23 protein-coding genes are annotated in these 24462 nt (G+C 73.2%); 11 read left to right on the top strand and 12 right to left on the bottom strand.

Features of this window, described 5'->3' with window-relative positions:
• The 4 genes from ACFC02_RS24425 to ACFC02_RS24410 all read left to right on the top strand — a co-directional run.
• Positions 1–371, top strand: a 371-nt coding sequence (locus ACFC02_RS24425; RefSeq protein WP_376361072.1) for an alpha-glucosidase C-terminal domain-containing protein, incomplete at its 5' end; no start/stop codon positions are given.
• A gap of 31 nt (positions 372–402) precedes the next feature.
• The gene (locus ACFC02_RS24420; RefSeq protein WP_376361069.1) at positions 403–1791 is read left to right on the top strand and encodes a maltokinase; all 1389 of its coding nucleotides are present in this window, start codon (positions 403–405) and stop codon (positions 1789–1791) included.
• Positions 1792–1795: 4 nt separating this feature from the next.
• Positions 1796–4018: a 1,4-alpha-glucan branching enzyme gene (gene glgB, locus ACFC02_RS24415; protein WP_376361066.1), complete on the top strand. Its 2223-nt coding sequence runs from the start codon at positions 1796–1798 to the stop codon at positions 4016–4018.
• 128 nt (positions 4019–4146) lie between these two features.
• Entirely contained in the window at positions 4147–5235 is a 1089-nt protein-coding gene (locus tag ACFC02_RS24410; protein WP_376361063.1) for a glutamate--cysteine ligase, read from the top strand.
• Positions 5236–5237: 2 nt separating this feature from the next.
• Here ACFC02_RS24410 and ACFC02_RS24405 read toward each other — a convergent pair whose 3' ends face one another.
• Positions 5238–5471, bottom strand: a complete 234-nt coding sequence (locus ACFC02_RS24405; protein ID WP_376361060.1) for a DUF6480 family protein — start codon at positions 5469–5471, stop codon at positions 5238–5240.
• Positions 5472–5734: 263 nt separating this feature from the next.
• On the opposite strand from ACFC02_RS24405, the gene ACFC02_RS24400 reads away from it, so the two are divergent.
• Entirely contained in the window at positions 5735–6169 is a 435-nt protein-coding gene (locus ACFC02_RS24400) for an ATP-binding protein (RefSeq protein WP_376361057.1), read from the top strand.
• Positions 6170–6200: 31 nt separating this feature from the next.
• On the opposite strand, the gene ACFC02_RS24395 is transcribed toward ACFC02_RS24400, so the two are convergent.
• Positions 6201–6572: a PRC-barrel domain containing protein gene (locus ACFC02_RS24395; protein WP_376361054.1), complete on the bottom strand. Its 372-nt coding sequence runs from the start codon at positions 6570–6572 to the stop codon at positions 6201–6203.
• Positions 6573–6721: 149 nt separating this feature from the next.
• Here ACFC02_RS24395 and ACFC02_RS24390 point away from each other — a divergent pair, with 149 nt between their 5' ends.
• From ACFC02_RS24390 to ACFC02_RS24380, 3 genes are all read left to right on the top strand, one after another.
• A complete protein-coding gene (locus tag ACFC02_RS24390; RefSeq protein ID WP_376361051.1) occupies positions 6722–7126 on the top strand; it encodes an STAS domain-containing protein in 405 nt (134 codons plus the stop codon).
• A gap of 223 nt (positions 7127–7349) precedes the next feature.
• Positions 7350–8723 (top strand): NAD(P)/FAD-dependent oxidoreductase, encoded by a 1374-nt coding sequence (locus ACFC02_RS24385; protein WP_376361048.1) that lies wholly within the window; start codon positions 7350–7352, stop codon positions 8721–8723.
• A 252-nt stretch (positions 8724–8975) separates the two neighbouring features.
• Positions 8976–11198 (top strand): FUSC family protein, encoded by a 2223-nt coding sequence (locus tag ACFC02_RS24380; protein WP_376361087.1) that lies wholly within the window; start codon positions 8976–8978, stop codon positions 11196–11198.
• 43 nt (positions 11199–11241) lie between these two features.
• Here the strand turns inward: ACFC02_RS24380 and ACFC02_RS24375 are convergent, their stop codons facing one another.
• The 3 genes from ACFC02_RS24375 to ACFC02_RS24365 form a co-directional block, all read right to left on the bottom strand.
• On the bottom strand, positions 11242–11682 hold the full coding sequence (locus ACFC02_RS24375) for a hypothetical protein (protein ID WP_360977696.1): 441 nt from the start codon (positions 11680–11682) through the stop codon (positions 11242–11244).
• A 156-nt stretch (positions 11683–11838) separates the two neighbouring features.
• The gene (locus ACFC02_RS24370) at positions 11839–12702 is read right to left on the bottom strand and encodes a SigB/SigF/SigG family RNA polymerase sigma factor (RefSeq protein WP_376361045.1); all 864 of its coding nucleotides are present in this window, start codon (positions 12700–12702) and stop codon (positions 11839–11841) included.
• 219 nt (positions 12703–12921) lie between these two features.
• Entirely contained in the window at positions 12922–13359 is a 438-nt protein-coding gene (locus tag ACFC02_RS24365) for an ATP-binding protein (protein WP_376361042.1), read from the bottom strand.
• Between the two features lie 533 nt (positions 13360–13892).
• Between ACFC02_RS24365 and ACFC02_RS24360 the strand changes: the two genes are divergently transcribed.
• Positions 13893–14345, top strand: coding sequence for a cyclic nucleotide-binding domain-containing protein (locus ACFC02_RS24360; protein WP_360977704.1), 453 nt, complete (start codon positions 13893–13895; stop codon positions 14343–14345).
• Positions 14346–14403: 58 nt separating this feature from the next.
• Here the strand turns inward: ACFC02_RS24360 and ACFC02_RS24355 are convergent, their stop codons facing one another.
• Entirely contained in the window at positions 14404–15714 is a 1311-nt protein-coding gene (locus ACFC02_RS24355) for an MFS transporter (protein ID WP_376361038.1), read from the bottom strand.
• Positions 15715–15968: 254 nt separating this feature from the next.
• Here ACFC02_RS24355 and ACFC02_RS24350 point away from each other — a divergent pair, with 254 nt between their 5' ends.
• On the top strand, positions 15969–16220 hold the full coding sequence (locus tag ACFC02_RS24350) for a WhiB family transcriptional regulator (protein ID WP_376361036.1): 252 nt from the start codon (positions 15969–15971) through the stop codon (positions 16218–16220).
• 37 nt (positions 16221–16257) lie between these two features.
• On the opposite strand, the gene ACFC02_RS24345 is transcribed toward ACFC02_RS24350, so the two are convergent.
• The 6 genes from ACFC02_RS24345 to ACFC02_RS24320 form a co-directional block, all read right to left on the bottom strand.
• On the bottom strand, positions 16258–16731 hold the full coding sequence (locus ACFC02_RS24345; protein WP_376361033.1) for a DUF6098 family protein: 474 nt from the start codon (positions 16729–16731) through the stop codon (positions 16258–16260).
• Positions 16732–16840: 109 nt separating this feature from the next.
• A complete protein-coding gene (locus ACFC02_RS24340; RefSeq protein WP_376361031.1) occupies positions 16841–18712 on the bottom strand; it encodes a sensor histidine kinase in 1872 nt (623 codons plus the stop codon).
• Positions 18709–19401: a response regulator transcription factor gene (locus tag ACFC02_RS24335; protein WP_376361028.1), complete on the bottom strand. Its 693-nt coding sequence runs from the start codon at positions 19399–19401 to the stop codon at positions 18709–18711. Before ACFC02_RS24335 ends, ACFC02_RS24340 begins: the two co-directional genes overlap by 4 nt.
• 104 nt (positions 19402–19505) lie before the next feature.
• Entirely contained in the window at positions 19506–20924 is a 1419-nt protein-coding gene (locus ACFC02_RS24330; protein ID WP_376361084.1) for a M1 family metallopeptidase, read from the bottom strand.
• A 172-nt stretch (positions 20925–21096) separates the two neighbouring features.
• The gene (locus tag ACFC02_RS24325; RefSeq protein ID WP_376361025.1) at positions 21097–22797 is read right to left on the bottom strand and encodes an FAD-binding dehydrogenase; all 1701 of its coding nucleotides are present in this window, start codon (positions 22795–22797) and stop codon (positions 21097–21099) included.
• Positions 22798–22812: 15 nt separating this feature from the next.
• Positions 22813–23421, bottom strand: coding sequence for a TetR/AcrR family transcriptional regulator (locus tag ACFC02_RS24320; RefSeq protein ID WP_376361081.1), 609 nt, complete (start codon positions 23419–23421; stop codon positions 22813–22815).
• A gap of 291 nt (positions 23422–23712) precedes the next feature.
• Here ACFC02_RS24320 and ACFC02_RS24315 point away from each other — a divergent pair, with 291 nt between their 5' ends.
• The gene (locus ACFC02_RS24315; protein WP_376361022.1) at positions 23713–24459 is read left to right on the top strand and encodes an MBL fold metallo-hydrolase; all 747 of its coding nucleotides are present in this window, start codon (positions 23713–23715) and stop codon (positions 24457–24459) included.
• The last annotated feature ends 3 nt before the right edge of the window (positions 24460–24462 follow it).

Genomic DNA, 24462 nt, shown 5'->3' with positions numbered 1-24462 from the left:
ACGTCGAGGCCTCCATGTCCTCCCCCTCGTCGCTGCTGCACTGGACCCGCCGCATGATCGAGATCCGCAAGCAGAACCCCGCCTTCGGCCTCGGCACCTACACCGAACTCCAGTCGTCCAACCCCGCCGTCCTCGCCTTCCTGCGCGAGTACAAGGACGACCTGGTGCTCTGCGTGCACAACTTCTCCCGCTTCGCCCAGCCCACCGAACTCGACCTGCGCGCCTTCGACGGACGGCACCCGGTCGAGCTGATCGGCGGCGTCCGGTTCCCCGCCATCGGGGAGCTCCCCTACCTGCTGACGCTCGCGGGCCACGGCTTCTACTGGTTCCGGCTCACCAGAGCCGCATCCCGGATCGGCCGACGAGTCTGACCGTGCGGCCGAGACGAAAGGAGGCGTGACCATGACGAAGACCGCATCCCTCCAGCCGAGCAGCCCGGGCGTCGCCGACCCCATGGCCTCGCTCGGGTCGCTGCTGCGCGCCTGGCTGCCGCGGCAGCGCTGGTTCGCCGGCAAGGACCGGCCCGTCACCGACCTCAGGCTGCTGTCGATGACGGAGCTTTTCCCGGGCTGTCTGCACCTGCTGGTCCACGCCGAACACGCGGGGCTCGCCACCGGCCACGGCGGCGTCCCCGCCCCGGCCGGCATCTTCGCGCCGCCGCCGGCCGACTGCTACCAGCTGCTGCTCGGCGTACACCAGGAGCTGTCCCCGCGGCTGCACCGCGCCTTCATCGGCCGGCCGGCGGAGGGACCGCTGGCGGGGTACGCGGTCTACGACGCCCTGTGCGACCCGCGGTCGGCGCAACTGCTGCTGGAACGGCTGCGCCACCCCGGCGGCGCGGGACCGCTGCGCTTCGAGGCTGACCCGTCCGCGCTGATCCCGGGCGGTCTGGTGCCCCGGCTGCTGGACGCCGAGCAGTCCAACACCTCCATCGTGTACGGCGACGAGCTCATCCTGAAGGTCTTCCGCCGTATCCAGCCCGGCGTCAACCCGGACCTGGAGGTGCCCTGGGCGCTGGCCCGCCAGGGGTGCAGCCGGGTCCCCGCCCCGGTGGCCTGGCTGCGCACCACCCGGCCGGAGGAGGCCACCCTCGGTGTGCTCCAGCCGTTCCTGCCGGACGCCGCGGACGGCTGGACCCTGGCCCTGCGGGCCCTGGCCACCGGCGACGACTTCACCACCCAGGCGCACCAGTTGGGGCAGGCGACGGCCGAGGTGCACCTGGCGCTGGCCGACGCCTTCCCGACCGCCGGGCACCGGGAGGTCGCCCGCACGGCGGTGGCGATGACCGAGCGGCTGGAGGCGGCCGCACAGGCGGTGCCCGGGCTCAGGCCGTACGCCACCCGGCTGCGCACCGCGTTCGCCGCGCTGGCCAGCTGCGACGCCGGACCGCCCGCCCAGCGCGTCCACGGCGACCTGCACCTGGGCCAGGTGCTGCGGGCCGGACGCGAGTGGTTCGTCATCGACTTCGAGGGCGAGCCGTCCCGTCCGCTCGCCGAGCGCCGCACCCCCGAGTCCCCGGTGCGGGACGTGGCGGGCATGCTGCGCTCCTTCGACTACGCCGCCCGCCAGCGCCGCCCCTGGCGCCCGGAGTGGGCGCGCCGCTGCCGGGAGGCGTTCTGCGCCGGCTACGCGTCCCGGGCCGGCTGGGACCCCCGTAAGAAACACGCCCTGCTGCGGGCCTACGAGACGGACCGTGCCGTGTACGAAGTGCTGTACGAGGCCCGGCACCGCCCCGACTGGCTCGCCGTACCGATGGCGGCGATCGAACGTCTCGCCGTGAGAGGAGGCTGAACCCGTGGCACTGCGCGACACGTCACTTCCCGAGCCGTCCGGCTCCGTCCCGCCCGTGGCGGAACGGGCCCTGACGGCTCCGCCCCTGGACCCCGCCGACCGGGGCCGCCTGCTGTCCGGCGCCCACCACGACCCGCACGCGCTGCTCGGCGCGCACCCGGTGCCGGGCGGGGTCGCCTTCCGGGCGCTGCGCCCGTTCGCCCGCGCGGTGAGCGTGGTGACCGGCGGCGGGCGCACCCCGCTCGTCTCCGAGGGCGACGGCCTGTTCTCGGCCCTGCTCCCCCTCGACGCGATCCCCGAGTACACCCTCGTGGTCGGCTACGAGCAGGAGGAGTACGAGGTCCACGACCCCTACCGCTTCCTGCCCGCGCTCGGCGAACTGGACCTGCACCTGATCAGGGAGGGCCGGCACGAGCAGTTGTGGAAGGCGCTGGGGGCCGAGCCGATGACCCACCAGGGGGTCGACGGCACCCGGTTCACGGTGTGGGCGCCCAACGCCCGCGGCGTGCGGATCGCCGGTGACTTCACGTACTGGGACGGCACCGCGTTCCCGATGCGCTCGCTGGGTGCGGCGGGTGTGTGGGAGCTGTTCCTGCCGGGCGTCGGCGAGGGCGCGCGGTACAAGTTCGAGATCACCTCGCAGTACGGCGGCCGGTTCCTGAAGGCCGACCCGATGGCCCGCCGCACCGAGGTGCCGCCGGACACGGCCTCCATCGTGACGGCCGCGCACCACGAGTGGGGCGACGCCGAGTGGATGGCACACCGCGGGGACACACCCGTGCACGAGGCGCCGCTGTCGGTGTACGAGGTGCACCTGCCGTCGTGGCGCAAAGGGCGGACGTACCGCGAGCTGGCCGAGGAACTGCCCGCGTACGTCAAGGACCTGGGTTTCACGCACGTGGAGCTGATGCCGGTCGCCGAGCACCCCTTCGGCGGCTCCTGGGGCTACCAGGTGACCTCGTACTACGCCCCGACCTCGCGGCTGGGCTCCCCGGACGACTTCCGGTACTTCGTGGACGCCTGCCACCGGGCCGGGATCGGCGTGATCATGGACTGGGTGCCGGCGCACTTCCCGAAGGACGACTGGGCGCTGGCCCGCTTCGACGGCGACCCGCTGTACGAGCCCGGGAACGCGCAGCGCGCCGAGCACCCCGACTGGGGGACGTACGAGTTCGACTTCGCCCGTACCGAGGTGCGCAACTTCCTGGTCGCGAACGCCGTCTACTGGTGCGAGGAGTTCCACATCGACGGGCTGCGCGTGGACGCCGTGGCCTCCATGCTCTACCTGGACTACTCGCGCGACTCCGGGCAGTGGACGCCCAACCAGTACGGCGGCCGGGAGGACCTGGACGCCATGGCGTTCCTCCAGGAGATGAACGCCACCGTCTACCGGCGGGCGCCGGGCGTGGTGACGATCGCCGAGGAGTCCACCGCATGGGGCGGCGTGACCGCGCCGACCGACCGCGGGGGGCTGGGGTTCGGCCTGAAGTGGAACATGGGCTGGATGCACGACTCGCTGCAGTACATGAGCAAGGAGCCGGTGCACCGCAAGTACCACCACCACGAGATGACGTTCTCGATGGTGTACGCCTACAGCGAGAACTACGTGCTGCCGATCTCCCACGACGAGGTGGTGCACGGCAAGCAGGCCCTGGTGTCGAAGATGCCCGGCGACTGGTGGCAGCGACGGGCGAACCACCGGGCGTACCTGGGCTTCATGTGGGCCCATCCCGGCAAGCAACTGCTGTTCATGGGGCAGGAGTTCGCGCAGGGCGGTGAGTTCTCCGAGGAGCACGGGCCCGAGTGGTGGCTGCTGGAGGAGGGCAACTGCGCGGCGGGCGACCACCGCGGGGTGCGGGACCTGGTGCGGGACCTCAACACGCTGTACCGGGACACTCCGGCCCTGTGGCAGCGCGACACGCGGCCCGAGGGTTTTCGCTGGGTCGCGGTGGACGCCGCCGACGACAACGTCTTCGCGTTCCTGCGCCACGACGCGGCGGGCGCCCCGCTGCTGGCGGTGTCGAACTTCTCCCCCGTGGTCCGCGAGGGGTACCGCCTGGACGTGCCCGCCGACGCCACCGCCTGGTGCGAGATCCTGAACACGGACGCCGCACGCTACGGAGGCGGCGACGTCACCAATGAGGACCCGGTCAAGCCGGAGGACGGGCACATCCGTCTCACTCTGCCGCCCCTGGCCACCTGCTGGCTGACCCCGTACCCCGCCTGAGGGCGTACGGTTACCGGCCGGCCGCCGGATTCCGCGCACCGCACCGGGTGTCCGGCGGCCGCCCCGGGGCAGTCGGGTCATGCGACCCGGCGCCCGGCCGGTGTCACGGGAGGGAAGGGCGGCAAGAGGTGCGGACCGTCGGAGTGGAGGAGGAACTCCTCCTGGTCGACCCGGACAGCGGCGAGCCGAAGGCACTGTCGGCCGCGGTGCTCGCCCGCGCGGAGGCGGCCGACGCGGGCCAGGACGTGTTCGAGAAAGAGCTGTTCGGCCAGATGCTGGAGTTCGCCACGCATCCGCAGACGGACATGGCCGAACTCGGCGCGGAGATCGCGCGCTGCCGCAAGGAGGCGGCCCGGCACGCCGGGGAGATCGGCTGCGCGGTGGCCGCGCTGGCCACCTCGCCGCTGCCGGTGAGCCCGACCATCAGCATGAACCGCCGCTACCGGTGGCTGGCCGAGCAGTACGGCATCGCGACCCGGGAGCAGCTGGTCTGCGGCATGCACGTGCACGTGGCCGTCGACTCGGACGAGGAGGGCGTGGCGGTCGTGGACCGCATCCGGCCGTGGCTGCCCGTGCTGCTCGCGATCAGCGGCAACTCGCCCTTCTGGCAGGGCAAGGACACCCGCTACGACAGCTACCGCAGCCGGGTCTGGGACCGCTGGCCCTCGGCCGGGCCGACCGAGCTGTTCGGCTCTGCGGAGCGCTACCACCGGCTGGTCGCGGACATGGTCGCCACCGGGGTGATCCTCGACGAGAAGATGGCGTACTTCGACGCACGGCTCTCGGAGCGGTACCCGACGGTGGAGATCCGGGTCTCGGACGTGTGCCTGCGCGCCGGCACGGCCCGTCTCGTGGCCACACTGGCCCGCGCCCTGGTGGAGACCGCCGCCCGGGAGTGGCGGGCGGGCGGGGAGGCCGCGGACCACAGTGTGAGCCTGCTGCGGCTGGCCGCCTGGCAGGCGGCCCGGACGGGACCGGGCGGGGAACTGCTGCACCCGCGGACCATGCGGCGGCTGCCCGCGGAGTCGGTGCTGCGGGACCTGCTCGACCAGGTCTCCGGCGCCCTGGCCGACGCCGGTGACCTCGAGTGGGCGCGCGAGGGCCTGGACACGCTGCTCGCCCGGGGCAACGGCGCCCGCGCGCAGCGTGAGCTGATGGAACGGACCGGCAGCCTGCGGGACGTCGTCACCGAGTGCGTGCGCCTCACCCAGGAGTGAGCTCAGAAGATCAGGGCCAGGGCGTACGCCAGGAAGCCGGCGGCGACCAGCAGGACCAGGAGCAGGATGAGGACGAGGGGGGCCTTCGCCCACCCCCTGGAGGTGGCCTCGGGCTCGCGGGGGCCGGCCTGGGGCATGCTGCTCTCGGCGGGCGGGGTCTCGCCGGGCGGCACTCCGCCGCCGGGTTCGAGGCCGGACGTCCGTTCCGGATCGGGATCTGGATTGACGTGACTCATGTCCTCCGAGTCCCCACTCCTGCCTTCCGACTCCTGTGTGGGCCGCCCCGGATTCCGTGGCCGCCGGCCCCGGTCCCGCGAACGGGCCGCTTCCCGCTCTCGGCCTTCGGTGCGGCCCGGCCCGGCCGCACCGAAGGCGCGTCATTGCTGAGACCGGCGCCACGGGACGGCGACGCGTAGCCTCCCCGCCCTCGGGAACTAGACAGGGGACGAACGAAAGGGCCGCAGACGACGCCCTGCGCACGCCGGGCAGGGAAGGCGAGATGGCAACCGAGCCGCATGGGGAAGACACACTGGCCACCGAGGGCATACCGAGCCGCACCGCTCGCTTCGCGGGCGAGCTGCACCATGTGACGGGTGCGCGGCTGGCCGCGGAGGAGTTCCTGGACGACCTCGCGCGGTGCGCGCTGCCCGCGGCCCCCGAGCACTGGGACGACATCCTGCTGGTGGTCACCGAGCTGGCGGCGAATGCCGTGCAGTACGCGCCGGGGCCGTTCGTGCTGCGCCTGCGCCGGACCTTCGACGGGGTGCACGTGACGCTGAGCGACACCAGCACCACGGCACCGGCGCCGCGCCCCTTCCATCCCAGCCGGGGCGGCGGCGGCATCGGCTGGCACCTGATCCACACGCTCAGCGACCAGGTCAGCGTCGTCGTCACCGACCACGGCAAGGACGTGCACGTCTTCCTGCCCTGGTGAGCCCGGGGCCGGGCCGCGTCAGGCGGGCCCGTCAGGCGGGGCTCCTCCCCTCCGCTCCCAGCCGGTGGTAGTACTCCCCCACCCGCGTCAGGTAGTCCCGGTCCAGCGTCTCGCTGTCCGTGCGGAACCGCGGCGCCGCCTTGATCTCCGCCCGGGAACAGGCGACCTCCACCCGCCGCTCGGCCGCAACGACCCGGCGGACGGTGCCCGCGGGGACGAGCACGCTGCGGCCGAACACCCAGACGCCGGTGTCCACGACCAGATGCCGCATCCCGGAGCGTTCCGCCTCGCGGTCCACGTGGCCGATGGTGCCGTCGTGGGCGACGACGGTGAAGCCGGTCAGGTCCAGGTCCTCGCTGCGGCCGGCCTCCGGCGGATACGACCAGATTCCCTCGATGGTCACGCTGCCCCTTCCTCTCTCGGTGCCTCCACAGCACCCCTTACCCTGCGCGGTGGGCCGCATTCGACGAGTGGGGTGCGCGTCCGGGCGCGTATGGCCGGCCGGTTGCGGGGTAGACGCGGGGGCGCAGTCCGCATTCGTTGGAGGTAGTCGTGTCACTTGCCCAGAACCCGCTGTCCGTCGAGGTCACCCTCGTCCGGGAGGACGTAGCCCTGCTCGCGGTCGAGGGCTACCTGGACGTCGACACCGCGACCGAACTTCAGGCTCACCTGGCCAACCAGCTCCACCACGGCCGGCGGCACTTCCTGCTGGATCTCGCGGGAGTGCCGTTCATGGACTCCTCCGGCATGAACATCATCCTCCGGGTGTACCAGGAGGTCCGCGAACGCCCGGGCAGCGTGCACATCATCGCGCCCACCCCGGCCGTGCGGCGGATCCTCGACCTGACCGGTGTCAGCCTCACGGTGCCGGTGTCGGAGACCGCCGAGGAGGCGCTGGCGCGGGTCGACGAACCCGCCGGGGCGGCCCTCGACGACTCCGCCGGCCGGCCGGACTGAGGCCGGGGCGGCCGGTCGCGCCGTGGTGCCCGGTACGGCCGGTGCGGTCGTTTCTGGTGCGCCGACGGGCGGGGGCGGGCATGGTGGTGATCGACACGAGTGTGCGATCGCCGTGCCCGGCCGGCGGGAGGACCGGGCGGTTCGGCGGGAGTGATGAGGTGCGAAGCAGCGACCCAGGGGCAGGCGCATGACGTCGAGGCACACCGCTGGAGCCGCAGAAGGGATGAACACCGTGACACGACCCAGGATCCTGGTGGTCGGAGCAGGTTTCGCCGGCGTGGAGTGCGTCCGCCGTCTGGAACGCACCCTGTCGCCCAACGAGGCCGACGTCACCCTGGTGACGCCGTCCGCCTACCAGCTGTACCTGCCGCTGCTGCCCCAGGTCGCCTCCGGCGTGCTGACGCCGCAGTCGATCGCCGTCTCCCTGCGCCGCAGCAAGAAGTACCGCACCCGGATCATCCCGGGCGGTGCCATCGGCGTGGACCTGAAGGCCAAGGTCTGCGTCATCCGGACCATCACCGACCGGATCGTCGACGAGTCGTACGACTACATCGTGCTGGCCCCCGGCAGCATCACCCGTACGTTCGACATCCCCGGTCTCACCGACCACGCCTTCGGCATGAAGACGCTCGCCGAGGCCGCGTACGTCCGTGACCACGTCATCACCCAGCTGGACCTGGCGGACGCCAGCGACGATCCGGTCGAGAGGGCCGCCCGGCTCCAGTTCGTGGTCGTCGGCGGCGGCTACGCCGGCACCGAGACCGCCGCCTGCCTGCAGCGCCTGACGCACGCCGCCGTCAAGCGCTACCCGCGTCTCGACCCGGCGCTGATCAAGTGGCACCTGATCGACATCGCGCCCAAGCTGATGCCGGAGCTGGGCGACAAGCTGGGCCGCAGCGCCCAGGAGGACCTGCGCCGGCGGGGCATCGAGATCTCGCTGGGCGTCTCCATCGCCAAGGCGGGCCCGGAGGAGGTCACCTTCACCGACGGGCGCGTGGTGCCCACCCACACCCTGATCTGGACGGCGGGCGTGGTGGCGAGCCCGCTCATCGCCACCCTCGGCGCGGACACGGTCAAGGGGCGGCTCGCGGTCACCGCCGAGATGTGCCTGCCCGGTTACGACGGGGTGTTCGCGCTCGGCGACTCCGCGGCCGTCCCGGACCTCGCCAAGGGCGACGGCGCGGTCTGCCCGCCGACCGCCCAGCACGCGATGCGGCAGGGCAGGCGCGTCGCGGAGAACGTCGTCGCGGCACTGCGCAACCAGCCCCTGCGGCGCTACGAGCACAAGGACCTCGGTCTCGTCGTGGACCTGGGCGGCGCGGACGCGGTCGCCAAGCCGCTGGGCGTCGAACTGCACGGCCTGCCCGCCCAGGCGGTGGCCCGCGGCTACCACCTCGGGGCGCTGCGCACCAACGTCGCCAAGGTGCGGGTCGGAACGAACTGGCTGCTCAACGCCATCGCGGGCGACGATTTCGTCCGCACCGGTTTCCAGGCCCGCAAGCCGGCCAAGCTGAAGGACTTCGAGTACACCGACGCGTACATGACGGCACAGCAGGTGCAGGAGTACGTCGAGAAGAACCGGACCCGGGCGCTGTGACCCGGCCCGGGGCCGCTGGCGCCGCGTCCCGGCCCCGGGTGCGGTGACGACCGACCCGGCTCCGGACGCGGTGCCGCGGCCCCGCGTGCGGTGACGCCGCGCGGGCGGCGCGCCGCCCGCCCCCGGCCGGGCCGCGAGAGGCGGTCCGGCCGTGGCGTGCGATGCTGGAGAAACGGATCATCACGAAGGTCCACGGGGATCGGGAGAGAGTACGGCGGCGTGAGTGCAGCGGAGGGGTCGGTCTGGGCACGGCTGCGGGATCGCGTCACGGCGTCCGATCCCGGGCTCCTGCGGCTGGCCGCGGGGTCCAGGACGGCCGGTTCGATAGCGCTGACCCTGGCGGTGCTGGGCGCCCTGCGCGTTCCCGTCCCCCACCTGGTGGCCGGCGCGATCGCCTCGATGGCGGCCACGTTCGCCATCCGGGAGAAGCAGCGCTCGCAACAGGCGGTGACGCTCGCGCTCGGGCTCCCCGTGGCCCTGGCGTCCGTGTCGCTGGGGGCGCTCCTCAACACGCGCGTGGTGGGCGGGGACGTCTTCTTCGTCGTACTGATCTTCTCCGCCGTCTACAGCCGCCGCTTCGGCGACCGCGGCAACGCGCTGGGCCTGATCGGCTTCCAGGTCTACTTCATGTCGCTGTTCGTCGGCGCCACCGCGGGGACCCTGCTGTCCCTGTACACCGTCGTCGCGATCGCGTTCGCGTCCAGCGCGCTGGTGCGGTTCCTGATCGTCTACGAGACTCCGGCGGGCATCCTGCTGCGCCTGCGCGAGGCCTTCAGGGTACGGCTCGCCCAATTGGTGGCCGCCCAGCTGGAGCTGCTGGACGCCGGTCCCGAGGACGCCGACAAGGCCCTGGAAGCGGTGCGCGAGGGCACCGCCCGGCTGCACGAGACGGCCCTGATGATCCAGGGCCGCCTGGAGCAGGGCACCTCCGACGAGTCCATGGCCCGGCTGGTGCAGCGGCGCATCGCGGGTGCCGAGATCTCCGCCGAGCGGCTGGGGCTGCTCCTGCTGAACGCCCGCAGCAGCGAACGCACCGACACGCTCACCCTCCACCTGCCCGGCGCGCCCGTCCCCTCGGGCGGCAGGCTGCCGGTGCGCGAGGAGGCCACCGAGACGCTGCGCCGCGATCTGGCGGCGCTGCGCATGCTGGTACTGCGGCCCGTCGGCGAGGGCGGCGGCACGGCCATGACGCACGTGCGCAACCGGCTCCTCGGCTACCGCGAGGAGGAGAACCTGCCGGCCGCCTCGGCCGCCGTGCAGGACGTCTTCCGCGGCATCGGCGAGGCCGCCCGCGCGGTGCTGGGCCTGCGGACCGCGCTGGGCGGGCCGCAGGACGAGTCCGACGACACACCGGCCACCACCCGCTCGCGCGAGGAGCTGGACGCCGAGGACGCCGCCATCGAGGGCGCCGAGGCGGGCGAGAAGGCGCTGGAGGAGCCCGCCACCGGGTTGCGGCGGCCCACCACACGGGCCGCGGTGCAGGTGGCGCTGGGCTCGTCGCTGGCCATCGTCGGCGGCGAGTTCCTCTCCAGCCAGCGCTGGTACTGGGCGGTGCTGACCTGCTGGATCGTCTTCATCAACACCTCGTCCACGGGCGAGATCCTGGTCAAGGGCTACCGCAGACTGCTGGGCACCGTCCTCGGTGTGGTGGCCGGTATCGTGCTGGCCGGGCTCGTCGGGCCGCACACGTGGCCGGCGCTGGCCCTGGTGCTGCTGTTCGTCTTCGCGATGTTCTACACGGCGCCGCTGTCGTACACGCTGATGTCGTTCTTCGTCACGGCCGCGCTGGGTCTGCTGTACACGCTGCTGCACACCTACAGCCTGTCGGTGCTGCTGCTGCGCATCGAGGAGACGGCGCTGGGGGCGGCGTGCGGGATCATCGCGGCCGCGGTGGTGCTGCCGGTGCGCACCGACCGCCGTACGGACGAACTGCTCGTCACCGTCCTGGAGCGGCTCTACGACGTCACCGGCACCGCCGTGGATCAGCTGAGCGGCGGCCGGCAGGCCGATCTCCTCGACCAGGCGCGCGAGCTGGACCAGGCGCTGAGCGATCTGCGCGGCGCCGTCCAGCCGCTGACGCACCCGATCACACCGCTGCGGGCGCGGCGCAACACCGCCCAGTACCTGCTGGCGCTGCTGGAGACCTGCGCATACCACGCGCGGTCGCTGGCCGCGACCGCCGAACTGCTGCCCACCCATCCGTCGATAGCGGCGGACCCGCGGTTGCGCCAGGCGTGCCGCCGGATCACGCACAACATCGCGGCGCTCACCGCGCACGTGGCGGACGAGCAGAAGGCGCCGGAGATCGAGACGGGCCCGAGCATCGCGTCCCTCCTGGAGACGGGCGCGACCCCCGGCACCCCCCGCTACGGCCGGATCACCGACCGGGTGCTGCGGCATCTGCAGCGCCTGGACGAGGGCGTGGTCGGCCTGGCCCGGCCGCTGGGCGTCCGGGTGCCTGCGCCCAAGCGGTGAGCCGGAGAGCGGTGGGGCGGGGGCCTGCTGTGCGGAGGGTGCCTCAGAAGTCCGTGGGCAGGTCGCTGGCGGCGGCGATGCCGCGCAGTTCCTCGGTCTCGCGGTGCCGGTCGCGGATGTAGTCGGCGATCTCCGTCAGGCGGGCCGGGTCCGCGGCGGTCGCGGCGTCCGTGACCACCCGGACCGGGCCGGTCTCCTCGATGTCCAGGACGACCAGCTCGTTGTCCAGCCGCCCCGTGACCGCGGTGGCGATGACCAGGGCCGCCTCGTCGCGCACCTGTTGCGGCAGGCCCTGGCTCTGCGGTCCGTCCAGCGGGAAGTCCGTGGTCGGCACCCCTTGGTCCCCCTGTTCGTGGATGGCGCGCAGCACCGGGTCGACGACCGTGAGCAGAAGCTCGTAGTCGTCCTCGGGCATCCGGATCCGCAGCAGGTCGAGGTACACCTCCACGGCCCGGTCGTCGGGCGGAAGCTCGTCATCGTTCATCTGCCCCGGGTTCCCCGAGCGAGGACGCTCAGACGTCCGTGCCTGTCGGGCCCGGCGCGGCAGGCGCGTGACACGGCTGTGCGCAGTGCGCTACCGGCGCGTTCCGGTACCGCACTGCGCACCTGCGGGGACCGGGCACCGCCCTGCCCGTGCCGGTCAGAGCGCGTCGGGGCGCGAGCCGCCGGGGCGCCGGCCGGACCGCTCCGCGAGGACCTCGTCGCGCACGCGGGCGCAGCTGCGGCTGATGAGCCGCGAGACGTGCATCTGCGAGATGCCGAGCCGGTCGGCGATGCGGCTCTGGGTCATGTCCTCGAAGAAGCGCATGTAGAGGATGGCGCGTTCGCGTTCGGGAAGCCGGCGCAGTCCTGCCTTGGCCGACTCGCGGTCGACGACGACGTCGTACGAGGTGTCGGCCGCGCCCAGCGTGTCGGCGAGACTGTAACCGTCGGCCCCGGAGGACATCTCGGCGTCCAGGGACAGGGTGCTGAAGCTGTCCAGCGCCTCCATCCCGGTGCCGACCTCCTCCTCCGTCAGCCCGGTGTGGGCGGCGACGGCCGCGATCGAGGGCTCGGGGCTGCCGGGGTTCTGGGTGAGTTCACGGCGCGCCACACGCACCTTGTTGCGCAGTTCCTGGACCCGGCGGGGGACGCGCAGCGCCCACATCCGGTCCCGGAAGTGCCGCTTCACCTCGCCGGTGATCGTCGGCACGGCGTAGCTCTCGAAGGCCCCCCGGTCCGGGTCGAACCGGTCGATCGCCTTGACCAGCCCCAGCGCCGCCACCTGCCGCAGGTCCTCGATCGACTCGCCGCGGTCGCGGAAGCGGCCCGCGATGCGATGGGCCATGGGGAGCCAGGCGGTGACGAGTTCATCGCGGACCGAGTCCCGTTCGGGCCCCTCGGGCAGAGCCGCGAGGCGCCGGAACAGGGCCTCGGTCTCGGGTGCGTCGTCGTGCTGCCGCCGGGGAGGAGCGGTCTGGTCGTCGGGGGTGCCGGAACGGCTTGTCGATATGTCGATCAGCATGCGGAATCGCTCCTGAACGGTGGTTTCAGGTATGTACCGCGGGAGGCGGGGCATGGCCCGGGCGACCTGGAGGGCCTCCGGAGCACTCATGCCGCTCCCGCCGGCGCGCCTCCGGTCCGAAGCACGAAATTCCGTCTGCCCGGGGGTGGGAGGAACAAACTCCGCTTCACGGACTTCTTTGCAGCGGGCAACGCTCCTCAGGGTTTCGGGGGGATCACCTCAGGTCAGGGGCACCACGGCGCTGATGCATTTCCCGCCCGCGGGCAGATCGCAGACCTGGACGTCACGGGCCAGCCGGCACACGATCGGCCAGCCACGGCCGCCGCTGCGGCGCCGCCCCTGCGGGTCCTCCGGGGGCCGGGCCACCGGGAGCCGGTCACTGCGGTCGCTCACGCAGACCCGGACGTCGGGTCCGAGGACGTCCACGTGGAAGTCGGTCACCCCGCCGCCGTGCAGGATGGCGTTGGTGGTGAGTTCGGAGGCGACGAGCTGGGCGTCGGTGACGGCGTGCGCGTCACACGGCGGATGACCGGCTCGGCAGCATTCGGTGATCACGTGCGCCACGGCCCGCCGCGCGTCGGCCGGCCTGCACGGTCCGGGCCGGCCCTCGACGGACGGCGGCTCCACGACCGGGGTGGTCCTGTGCTTCTCGCACATCTCCTCGCTCCCTGGGTGGTGGTCGGGTTCTGCGGACGGGGCGGACTGCGACGGACCGGGACCGCGTCGGCCTCCTGAATCCGGCTAGCCCTCGCGGGCGCGGCCAAACATCCGCCGGCGAAGGTGACGGGAGAGCCATCGCAGTGCCGGGAAACGGGTACGCGGAAGGGTACTGCCGGTGCGGCGGGCCCGGACGCGCCGCTGCCGCACATCCACCCGCCCCTTCTGGCGGGTGCCGCACACGGTCCCCCTGCGGGGCAAAAACGAGTGAAACCGGTCACTCACCCCCTTCTCGACCGAGGAGAACGACCGAAAATGGTTTACGGTTCATTCATACGCGGCGACGGGGTCGACCCCACAGCGGTCCCCCGCACGCCCGCGCATACGGCCCTGGCTGGCCTCCCCCGTCCAGCCAGGGCTCTTTCATGCCCCAGGTCAGCTCGTCACCCGTCGAAGTGCCCCACAGCCCCCCGGCCGCTGAAATGGGCGTAGGCAGATGCGCGGAACCGAACGCCGGTGAGGAGTACCGGGTCATGACCAAAGCGATAAAACTGCTCACCGCCCTCCCCCGCAAGCAGCGCGAACGCCTCATGGAAGTCGCGCGGGAGGTCTCCTTCCCGGAGGACACCCGGATCTTCGAGGCGGGCGGCACCGCCGACCGCTTCTGGGTGATCCGTACCGGGGCCGTCCACCTCGACCAGCAGGTCACGCCCACCCGCAAGGTCACCGTGGCGAGTCTGGGCGCGGGCGACCTGCTCGGCTGGTCCTGGCTCTTCCCGCCCTACGAATGGGACTTCGGCGCCGAGGCCTTCAGCCAGGTGCGCGCCTACGAGTTCGACGGCTCGGCCGTGCTGGCGCTGTCCGTGGAGGACCCGCTGCTGGGCCTGTCCCTGGTGCGGACCGTCGCGGAGATCCTCGCCCACCGGCTGGAGACGACCCGGGGCAGGCTGCTGGAGCAGTACACGATCCCCCGGCGGGGCATGTAGCACGCCGGGCAGAGCCCCCGCTCCGGCCCGGGGCCCCCGCCCGGCGTGCGCGCCGTCATCAGATCCGGTAGCGGCGCAGCGCCGGCACGGCAGCCGCCAGTACCAGCATCAGGGCGACGACCAGCAGCCCGCCGCCGACGACGGCGGCGCGCGGCCCGAAGGCCGAGCCGGCCGTGCCGTGCAGCACGTCGGCCAGGCGCGGACCGCCCGCCACGACGACCGTGAACACCCCCTGCATCCGGCCGCGCATCTCGTCGGTGGCGGCGGACAGCAGGATCGCGCCGCGGAAGACCATGGAGACCATGTCGGCGACTCCGGCGGCGGCCAGGAACGCCACCGCGATCCACAGGTTGCGGCTCAGGCCGGCCCCGGCGACGGCCGCGCCCCAGGCCGTGACCGCGCCGATCACCATCCAGCCGTGCCGGCGTGCCCGGGAGAAGGTTCCGGAGAACAGGCCGCCGGCCACCGCGCCGACGGGGACGGCCGCGAACAGCAGACCGAGCGCGAGCCCTTCGCCGTAGGGCGCGAAGGTCTCGGCGGCGAGCTGCGGGAACAGGGCTCGGGGCATCCCGAAGACCATGGCGATGATGTCCGCGAGGAAGGACAGCAGCAGCACCTTGTGCCCGGAGATGTAGTGGAAGCCGGCGGCGATCTCGCGCACCCCGGCCCGCCGTCGGTCCGTGCCCGTCAGCGGCGGCAGGGAAGGCAGGCGCCACACGGCCCACACCGTGACGCACAGGGCCACGGCGTCGACGAGGTACAGCTCGGGCAGCCCGATGACCGGTATCAGCGCGCCGGCCAGCAGCGGTCCCGCCACCAGTCCGGTCTGCATGACCGTGGAGCCCAGGGCGTTGGCGGCGGGCAGTTCCTCCTCGGGGACCAGGCGGGCGATGGAGGCGTTGCGGGCCGGGGAGTTCAGCCCGAAGAACGCCTGCTGGCAGGCGAGCAGCACCATGAGCACCGCCACCGAGTCCAGCCCGGTCAGGGCCTGCACCCAGAACAGCAGGGAGGTGACGGCGATACCGCAGTTGGTCACCAGGAGCAGCTTGCGGCGGTCCACGGTGTCGGCGACGGCGCCGCCCCACAGCGCGAAGACGACCATCGGCACCAGACCGGCGAGGCTCGCGTAGCCGACCCACGCCGAGGAGCCGGTGATGTCGTAGATCTGCTTGGGCACGGCGACGGCCGTGAGCTGGCTGCCGACCGCCGTGACGATGGTGGAGGACCACAGCCTGCGGAAGGCGGGGCGGCGCAGCGGGCGGGTGTCCATGGCCCAGCGGCGCCAGCCCCGGCGGTCCTCCCCGGCCGGGTCGGGTCCGTCGCCGGTCTGTGACGGGCTGCTGCTGTCGGTGCTCTCGCTGGTGTCCACGGCTTTCCTGGTTGCTCGTTACATCTTTCGGTCCGGGGTTCACTATCGCAGCCCAGGCGGTGTCGTTCGCACACGCGTTCCGGACAGCGGACGGTTCCGGCGGCCCGGCCCCGGGGGGGGCTTGGGTGTGTGGGGATTGTGCGAAGGTCCGCCGAGGGCGCGGGAGCGCTGTTTCACGCCGCGGCGCCGGGTGACCCGACGGCGAGCACTACTTGCCGAGACACGGACAATTCTTCGATCGCAGGTGACTTTTCATGGAGAACTGGCGCGAGCACGCCGCGTGCCGCCACGAGGACCCCGATCTGTTCTTCCCGATCGGCACCACGGGTCCGGCGCTGGTGCAGACGGAGCAGGCGAAGGCGGTGTGCCACCGCTGCCCCGTCCGGGAGCAGTGCCTGGAGTGGGCACTGGAGACGGAGCAGACCCTCGGGGTGTGGGGCGGGACGAGCGAGAACGAACGGCGCGCGCTGCGGCGGCGGACCGCGGCCCGCCGGCGGCACGGGTAGGCACGCCACCGGCCCGGGCAGCGGCCCCGGACCGGTGTCAGCGGCCCGAGCGGCGCAGCGTCCCCCACCTCGCCGCCTGCCGGGACACCTCGACCCGGGCGGCGTCGATGACCTGGCCGTCGATCCAGCACAGCGGGCGCACGTCGACGACCAGCGGCTCGTTGTCCGGGCCGCGGCCCGTCTCCCGGCCCTCCAGGGCCCAGGGGCGGACGCCGGGGCCCTTGTCGTGGGGCAGGTGGGCGTAGTCGTGGAGCCGGCGCGCCACCCACAGTTCGACGGACCGGCCCTGCCACCAGTCCTCCACGTCGAGCGGGTTGGCCGACAGGCCGGGCATGCGGACGCCGGTCAGCTCGTCGGTGCTGGAGGTGGCGCCCAGATCGGTGGCCGGGCCCCGCGACCAGCGGACGTACAGGCCGCTGTGCCGCTCGACCAGGGCTGCCAGGCCGGACAATGACCGCACCACCGGCAGGTCGTTGGGTGCGCTCAACTCGTGGTCTGCCTCCTGCCTCATGGGTGCGCTCAACTCGTGGCCTGCCTCCTGCCTCACCTCGGTGAGCCCCTTCCTGTTTCCACCTCGGTCGGCCCTCCTGGCCCACCTCAGGAGGCCGGGGTACCCGCGATCAGCCGCCGGAATCGACCGGCGTGCCGCCGGGTGCGTCGCCGGAAGTCGCGGGCAGGCGGAGCGTGAAGACGCTCCCGGTGCCGGGCTCGCTCGCCGCCGTGGTGGTCCCGCCGTGGGCGTCGACCAGCTGACGGACTATGGCGAGGCCGAGCCCGCTGCCGCCGGTGCGGCGGCTGCGCGACTTCTCGGCCCGCCAGAACCGGTCGAAGACGTGCGGCAGGTCCTCGGGGGCGATGCCGGTGCCGGTGTCGGTGACGGAGAGGACCGCGTCGTCGCCGTCGGCGCGAGCGGCCAGGGTGACGGTGCCGCCCGCGGGCGTGTGACGCAGCGCGTTGGAGACGAGGTTGCCGAGCACCTGCCGCATGCGCACGGGGTCGGCGTCCAGGCAGGGTTCGCCCGCGCCCTCGGTGCGCAGGGCGACACCCGCGGTCCGGGCGGCGACCCGGTGGGCGGCGGTCACCTGGTCGAGCAGGTCACCGGCGTCGAGCGGTTCCCGGTGCAGGCGCAGGGTGCCGGCGTCGGCGGCGGCGAGGTCCTGGAGGTCGTCGATGATGCGCTGGAGGACCAGGGCCTCGTCGTGCAGGGAGGCCAGCAGGGCCGGGTCGGGTTCGACGAGGCCGTCCCGGGCCACCTCGAGCCAGCCGCGGATGTTGGTGAGCGGGCTGCGCAGTTCGTGGGCGATGTCGCTGACCATGGCCTTGCGCTGGGCTTCGAGACGCTCGCGGCGTTCGGTCAGCTCGTTGAACGTGCGGGCGAGCAGACCGGTCTCGTCGCGGGTGGTGACGGGGACCCGTACGTGCTGGTCCGGCGGCTGCCGGGCGGCCTCGGTCAGGGCACGCAGGGGCCGTACGAGCCTGCTCGCGACCACGGCGGTGACGGCGACGGTGACGGCGAGCACCAGAGCGGCGGCTCCGACGACCTTGGCCTTGTTGGCGGGTGACATGACGAATCGGGGCGCCGTCCGGTCGCCGCCGCCCAGGAAGAGCTGCGCGGTGGGGGCGACGTAGGGGTCGAGCTGGGCGCGGTAGGCGTCGTCGGCGCACTGCTGCGCCTTCTGCATCTGCCCGTCGTCGGCCCCTTCGGCGACCTTGGCGACGAGGTAGCGGCTGCCGGGTCCCGCGTGCCCGGGGTCGAAGGTCAGGAACATGCCGAGGTCCGGGTCCAGACCGGCGCGGGTGATGCAGCCGCGGGCCAGGCGCCGGAGGTCGTTCAGGCCTCGCTGCTCGGTGGGCGTGGGGGTGTTGAGGGCGCCGTCGGCGCACTGGTCGGGCACGTAGGCGGTGCCCTGAGCGCCGTCGGTGCCGACGAGGTAGGGGCGTCCGCCCGGGGTGTGCCGGATCGTGGTGCGGATGCCGTTGGCCGCGAAGCAGCTCTGCCGTTTCACGGCGAGCCCGTCGATGCGCGCGCGTTCGCCGGCCGGCAGCAGATAGGGGCCGACCGCCCGCGGGTCGACGCCGCTGAGCTGGGCGCCGCGCTGGGTGTAGGTGTCGGTGTGGAGGGGGTCGACGGTGGCGGCGGGGCTCGGCGGCAGCGGGCTGCCGTGCGGTGCGGAGTCGGCGACCGGGGCGTGGTCGGAGGTGGTCAGCGCGATCCTGCGGCCGGTTCGCCGGGCCAGTTCACGGACCGTGGGCCCGACGCCCTTCCAGTCGGGGTGGCCGGCCGCGTAGCCGCTGAGCCGGGCGAGGATGGCCACGTCGTCGGCGAGGTCCTGGCCCTGTTCCTGCCGCAGCGCGCTGGTGGTGGTCTGCACGGCCAGCCAGGCCGTCGCCGCGACCGAGCACCCGGCGATGAGGACGGAGGCGATCAGCAGGCGCACCAGCAGCCGCTTGCGCAGCGGTATGCCGCCGTCGGCCGCGGACCGCTTCGTCACGCCGCGCCGTTCAGTTTGTAGCCGACGCCGAAGACGGTCAGCAGCCGGGCCGGTCTGCGCGGATCGGCCTCCAGCTTCTTGCGCAGGTTCATGATGTGCACGTCGACGGCCCGTTCGGTCGAGGACCGGTCCAGGCCGCGGGTGCGGCCCAGCAACTGCCGCCGCGTGAAGACCCGGTCGGGTTCGCCGGTCATGGCGAGCAGGATCGCGAACTCGGCCGGGGTGCACACCACCGGCCGCCCCTCGCACCACACCTCGTGCCGAACCGGGTCGACGGCGAGCCCGGCGGCCCGCAGGACAGGATCCTCACGCCGTTCGCCGGCCCGGCCGCTGCGGCGCAGCACGGTACGGATGCGGGCCATCAGTTCGCGCGGGCTGTACGGCTTGGTCATGTAGTCGTCCGCGCCGAGTTCGAGGCCGAGCAGGACGTCGTCCTCGGTAGAGCGGGCGGTCAGCATCAGCACCGGGACGTCGCCGTCGCGGCGCAGCGCCCGGCACACCCCGAAACCGTCGATCCGGGGGAGCATCAGGTCCAGCACGACCAGGTCGGGCCGCTCCAGCCGGGCCGCCTCCAGGGCGGCCCGGCCGTCGTGAACCACGGTCGCGGTGTGCCCCTCCCCCACCAGGGAGCGGCGTATGAGTTCGGCCTGCATCTCGTCGTCCTCGGCGACCAGCACATGTGCGCACACCTGGCGGATCCTAAGCGGTCTGCGGGCCGGTGAGGTCACGGCACCAACGAGTGATCATGTGCCGATCCTGGCCGACACATGTGAGGAACTCGTCAGGGCCGGGGTCAGGGCGTGGCCGGCTTGCCGGGGGTGTCCAGCCAGGTGCGGAACAGGGTGTCCAGGTCCTTGCCGGAGAGCCGTTCGGCGAGCGCGGTGAACTGGGCGGTGGTGCCGTGTCCGTCGCGGTGGTCCGAGGCCCAGGCGCGCAGGATCCGGAAGAAGGCCGGGTCGCCCACCGCCCCGCGCAACTCGTGCAGGGTCATGGCGCCGCGCGCGTAGACGGGGGCGGCGAAGATGTTCCGGCCGCTGCCGGGGTCGCCGGGCGGGAAGGCCCACAGCCCGTCGCTCGCCGGGCGGGCGTACAGCGCGTCGAACTCGTGCTGGGCACCCGGGCCGCCGTGCTGCTCGGCGTAGAGCCACTCGGCGTAGGTGGCGAAGCCCTCGTTGAGCCAGATGTCCTGCCAGCGGGTGAGGGAGACGGAGTCGCCGAACCACTGGTGGGCGCTCTCGTGGACGAGGGTGCTCAGGTCGGGTGCCGAGTCGTAGACGGGGCGGGTCTGGGTCTCCAGCGCGTAGCCGACGTCCGGCGCGTGGTCGACGATGGATCCCGCGGCCCGGAACGGGTAGGGCCCGAAGAGCCGGCTCTCCCACTCAAGGACCGACGGCAGTTGTTTCAGCACGGGCGCCGCGTCGGCCGCTTCGCGCGGGTCGACGGCGTTGTAGACCTTGATGCCGTCGCGGGTGGTGTACTGCTCGACGCGGAACCTGCCCACGGTGGCGGTGGCCAGGTAGGCGGCCATGGGCTCCGTCTGGCGCCAGCGGTAGGTGGTGCGGGCGTGGGCGGTGCGGCTGCCGAGGAAGACGCCGTTGGCGACGGCGGTGCGGCCCTGGGGGACGGTGATCGTGAAGTCGTACGACGCCTTGTCCAGGGGGTGGTTGTTCGCCGGGAACCAGGTCATGGCGCCCTGCGGCTCCCCGGCGACGAAGGCGCCGTCGTCGGTGGGGATCCAGCCGTCCGGGGAGCCGTCGGGGTCGGTGACCGGCTCGGGGGAGCCGCTGTAGGTGACGGTGACCTGGAAGCGGTGGCCCGCGCGCAGGGCGGCGCGCGGGGTGACGACGAGTTCCTGGCCGTCGCGCCGGTGGGCGGCCTTGACGTGGTCGACGAGGACCCCGGTGACGTCGAGGCCCTTGAGGTCCAGGTCGAAGCGGGTGAGCCGCTGGGTGGCCCGGGCGGTGAGGACGGCGGTGCCGTCGAGGTGGCGGCTGTCCGGGTCGTAACGCAGCGTCAGGTCGTAGTGGGAGACGTGGTAGCCGCCGTTTCCGGCGAGCGGGAAGTAGGGGTCTCCCGCGCCGGGAGCACCGGCCGCCGCGGAACCGGCGGACGCGGGGCGGGCGGACGTGCCGGGGGTGCCCACGGGGCCGGCGGCGGCGGGTCCGCCGGCGGCCAGCAGCGCCGCGACCGCGACGGGAACGGCGGCGGTCAGGGCGCGTGGGGCGGGGCGGTGCTTGCCGGGTGGCGTCACGGTGTCTCCTCGGAAGGGGGCTGGGGCGGCGTGTGATCAAGGGCCCCCAGACTAGGACCCTCCTGACGCGTCGCGGCAGTACTGCGCGGCCCGCCCGCCGGCCCGGGGAAGGGGGGTGGGCCGCCGCGTCCGTTCAGGCTGTCTGGGCGGCCGCCGCGCGGCCGGCCGCGCGGCCCGAGAAGAGGCAGCCGCCGAGGAAGGTGCCCTCCAGCGCGTTGTAGCCGTGGACGCCGCCGCCGCCGAAGCCGGCGACCTCGCCCGCCGCGTACAGGCCGTCCACGGGCTGCCCGTCGGAACCCAGCGCACGGGAGTCGAGGTCGGTCTGGATGCCGCCGAGGGTCTTGCGGGTCAGGATGTGCAGCTTGACGCCGATCAGCGGTCCGGCCTCGGGGTCGAGGACGCGGTGCGGTGCGGCGACCCTGCCGAGCCGGTCGCCGACGTAGCGGCGGGCGTTGCGGATGCCCTGCACCTGGGCGTCCTTGCTGTACGGGTTGGCCATCTGCAGGTCGCGGGCGGTGACTTGGCGGCGCACCTCGGCGGCGTCGAGCAGCGGCCGGTCGGTCAGTCCGTTCATCTTCTCGACGAGCTCTTCGAGGGTGCCGGCGACGACGAAGTCCGCCCCGTGCCGCAGGAAGTCCCGCACGGGTCCCGGCGCCCCCTTGCCGAGCAGCCGGTCGCGCAGCACCGCCTTGCGGTCCTTGGCGGTGATGTCGGGGTTCTGCTCGGAGCCCGACAGCGCGAACTCCTTCTCGACGATCCTGCGGGTCAGCACGAACCAGGAGTGGTCGTGGGCGGCGATGTCCTCGGTGGTGCGCAGGTGCCGCAGGGTGCTCAGTGTGTCGTAGCCCGGCAGGCAGGGGTCGGGCAGCCGGCGGCCGAGGGCGTCGAGCCAGATCGAGGAAGGCCCGGGCAGGATGCGGATTCCGTGGCCGGGCCAGACGGGGTTCCAGTTGCGCACCCCCTCGGTGTAGTGCCACATGCGGTCGCGGTTGACCAGCCGTACGCCGGCCGCCGCGCTGATGTCGAGCATCCGGCCGTCGACGTAGGCGGGGACGCCCGTGACCATGCGGGCCGGCGGGGTGCCGAGCCGCTCGGGCCAGTAGCGGCGGACGATCTCGTGGTCGGCGCCGATGCCGCCGCTGGTGACGATCACGGCCTGGGCGGTGAGTTCGAAGGCACCGCGCTCCTCGCGGCTGGAGGGGACGCCGCGGGGCGCGTCGTCCGGGGCGAGCACGGTGCCGCGCACCCCGCGTGCCGCGCCGCCCTCGACGACGAGTTCGTCCACCCGGTGGCGGTGGTGGAAGGTGAGCAGTCCGTCCTGGGCCGCCTGGAGGGCGTACCGGACGAAGGGTTCGACGACACCCGTGCCGGTGCCCCAGGCGATGTGGAAGCGCGGTACGGAGTTGCCGTGGCCGTCGGCCCTGAGGTCGCCGCGCTCGGCCCAGCCGACGGTGGGCAGCAGGCTGATGCCGTGCCCCGCCAGCCAGGAACGCTTCTCCCCGGCAGCGAACTCGACGTAGGCACGGGCCCAGCGCATCGCCCACGTGTCCTCGTCGTCCGGGCGGTCGAACCGCGCGCTGCCCTGCCAGTCGTTCCAGGCCAGCTCGAAGGAGTCCTTGACGCCCAGGCGCCGCTGTTCCGGGGAGTCGACGAGGAACAGCCCGCCGAACGACCAGTACGCCTGGCCGCCGAGGTTGGCGGCGTTCTCCTGGTCGACGAGGGCGACCCTGCGGCCCCGGCTGGTCAGTTCGTGCGCCGCGACCAGGCCGGCGAGGCCCGCTCCGACGACGATGACGTCGGCACCCGTGACGTTCCCGGCACTCCTGGAGTTCATGGCGTCCCTTCCCTCTCAGTGCGTTCGCGCGGCTGTGCCGCTGCCGTCGGTGAGCAGTGCGGTGAGCAGTTGCCGCAGCCAGGCGCGGGCGCCGTCGACGTCCCTGTCCAGCAGCAGCTGGACGGTGACGCCGTCGTACGCGGCGACGACCGCGTGGGCGGCGCCGTCCGCGTCGCCGAGGACGGCGGGCAGGGGGGTGCGGGCGTGCGCACCGGCAAGCCGGCCGGCGATCGCCCCGCGCAGCCGCGCCCGGTGCTCGCTCAGCGTGGCGGCCACGGCCGGGTCGCGGGCCGCGTGCACCAGGAAGTCCGTCTTGACCAGGAGCCAGTCCAGGTCGAGCAGGAGGACCTCGGTGACCCGGTCCACGGCGGCACCCACGTCGAGATCGGGGCCGTCCGGGGCCAGCGCCCCGAAGACCTGGCCGGCGATCAGGTCGGCGCGCTCGCGGTAGAGGGCGAAGAAGAGCTCGTCCAGGGTGGTGAAGTTGGAGTAGAAGGCGCCCCGGCTGTATCCGGCGGCCTCGCAGACCTCCTCGATCGACACCCGGCCGAAGCCCTTGGCCGCGAAGACCCGGAACGCGGCCTGGAGCAGGTTGGCCCGCGTCCGCGCCCGGCGCCTCGTGATGCCCGGCCCCGCCTCCGGCTGCCGCCCTGTCTCCGGCTGCCGCCCGGTCTCCGGCTGCCGCCGCGTCCCCGGCGGCTGCCCCGGCTGCCCTGTCATGCCACTGCCACCCCGCCTTCGATACGCGAATGTATCGGATGCATCGGTGTATCGAAAGGGCCGAGGGAGCCGCTGCGGAGGAAGCCGCTGTGTCACCACCCACCCAAGCGCCTCCGGCCGGTTCCCTGCCGCCCCGTCGTGATCACGTCTGGTTTGCTGTCCCCGGCGGCAGCCATCCATGACCTGGGGAGACCGATGACGGCGGACGTGCGGCAAGTGGCCGACGGCACCTATCTGGTGCACGGCTCCGACACCAACTGGGTGATCCTCGCCGAGGGCGACGCGGTCACCCTCGTCGACACCGGTTACCCCGGCGACCGGCGGCGACTGCTCGACTCGCTGGCCGCCGTGGGCAGTTCGCCCGAGGCGGTGGCGGCCGTGCTGATCACCCACGCGCACAACGACCACCTGGGTTCCGCCGAGTACCTGCGGGCCGCCTACGGCACCCCCGTCCAGTTGCACGAGGACGAGGTCCCGCACGCGCGCCGGGAGTTCCTGCACCAGGTGAGCGTCGGGACGGTACTGCGCAACGGCTGGCGGCCGGGCGTGCTGCCGTGGGCGGTGCACTCGCTGCGCGCCGGCGGCACCGCGCACCTGCCCGTCGCCGCCCCCGAGCCGTTCCCGGGGGCCGGTCCGCTGGACCTGCCGGGGCGGCCGGTGCCCGTGCACACCCCCGGCCACACCCGCGGCCACGCGGTGTTCCACCTGCCCGACGCGGGCGTGGTCATCTCCGGCGACGCCCTGGTGAGCGGCCACCCCACCTCACGGATCACCGGCCCGCAGCTGCTGCCCGACATGTTCCACCACGAGCGCGCCCGGGCGCTGGCCTCGCTGGAGACGCTCGAAGGACTCGAAGCGGACGTGCTGCTCCCGGGCCACGGGCCCGTCCACCGGGGCCCGGTGGAACTGGCCGCCCGCCGGGCACGGGAACACGCGCTCTAGAGT

Origin of the sequence: Streptomyces sp. NPDC056160 (genome assembly GCF_042268205.1) — a bacterium.
Taxonomy (GTDB): domain Bacteria; phylum Actinomycetota; class Actinomycetes; order Streptomycetales; family Streptomycetaceae; genus Streptomyces.
The sequence above is the reverse complement of the archived record's forward strand: the minus strand, read 5'-3'. Positions and strand labels throughout refer to the sequence as shown.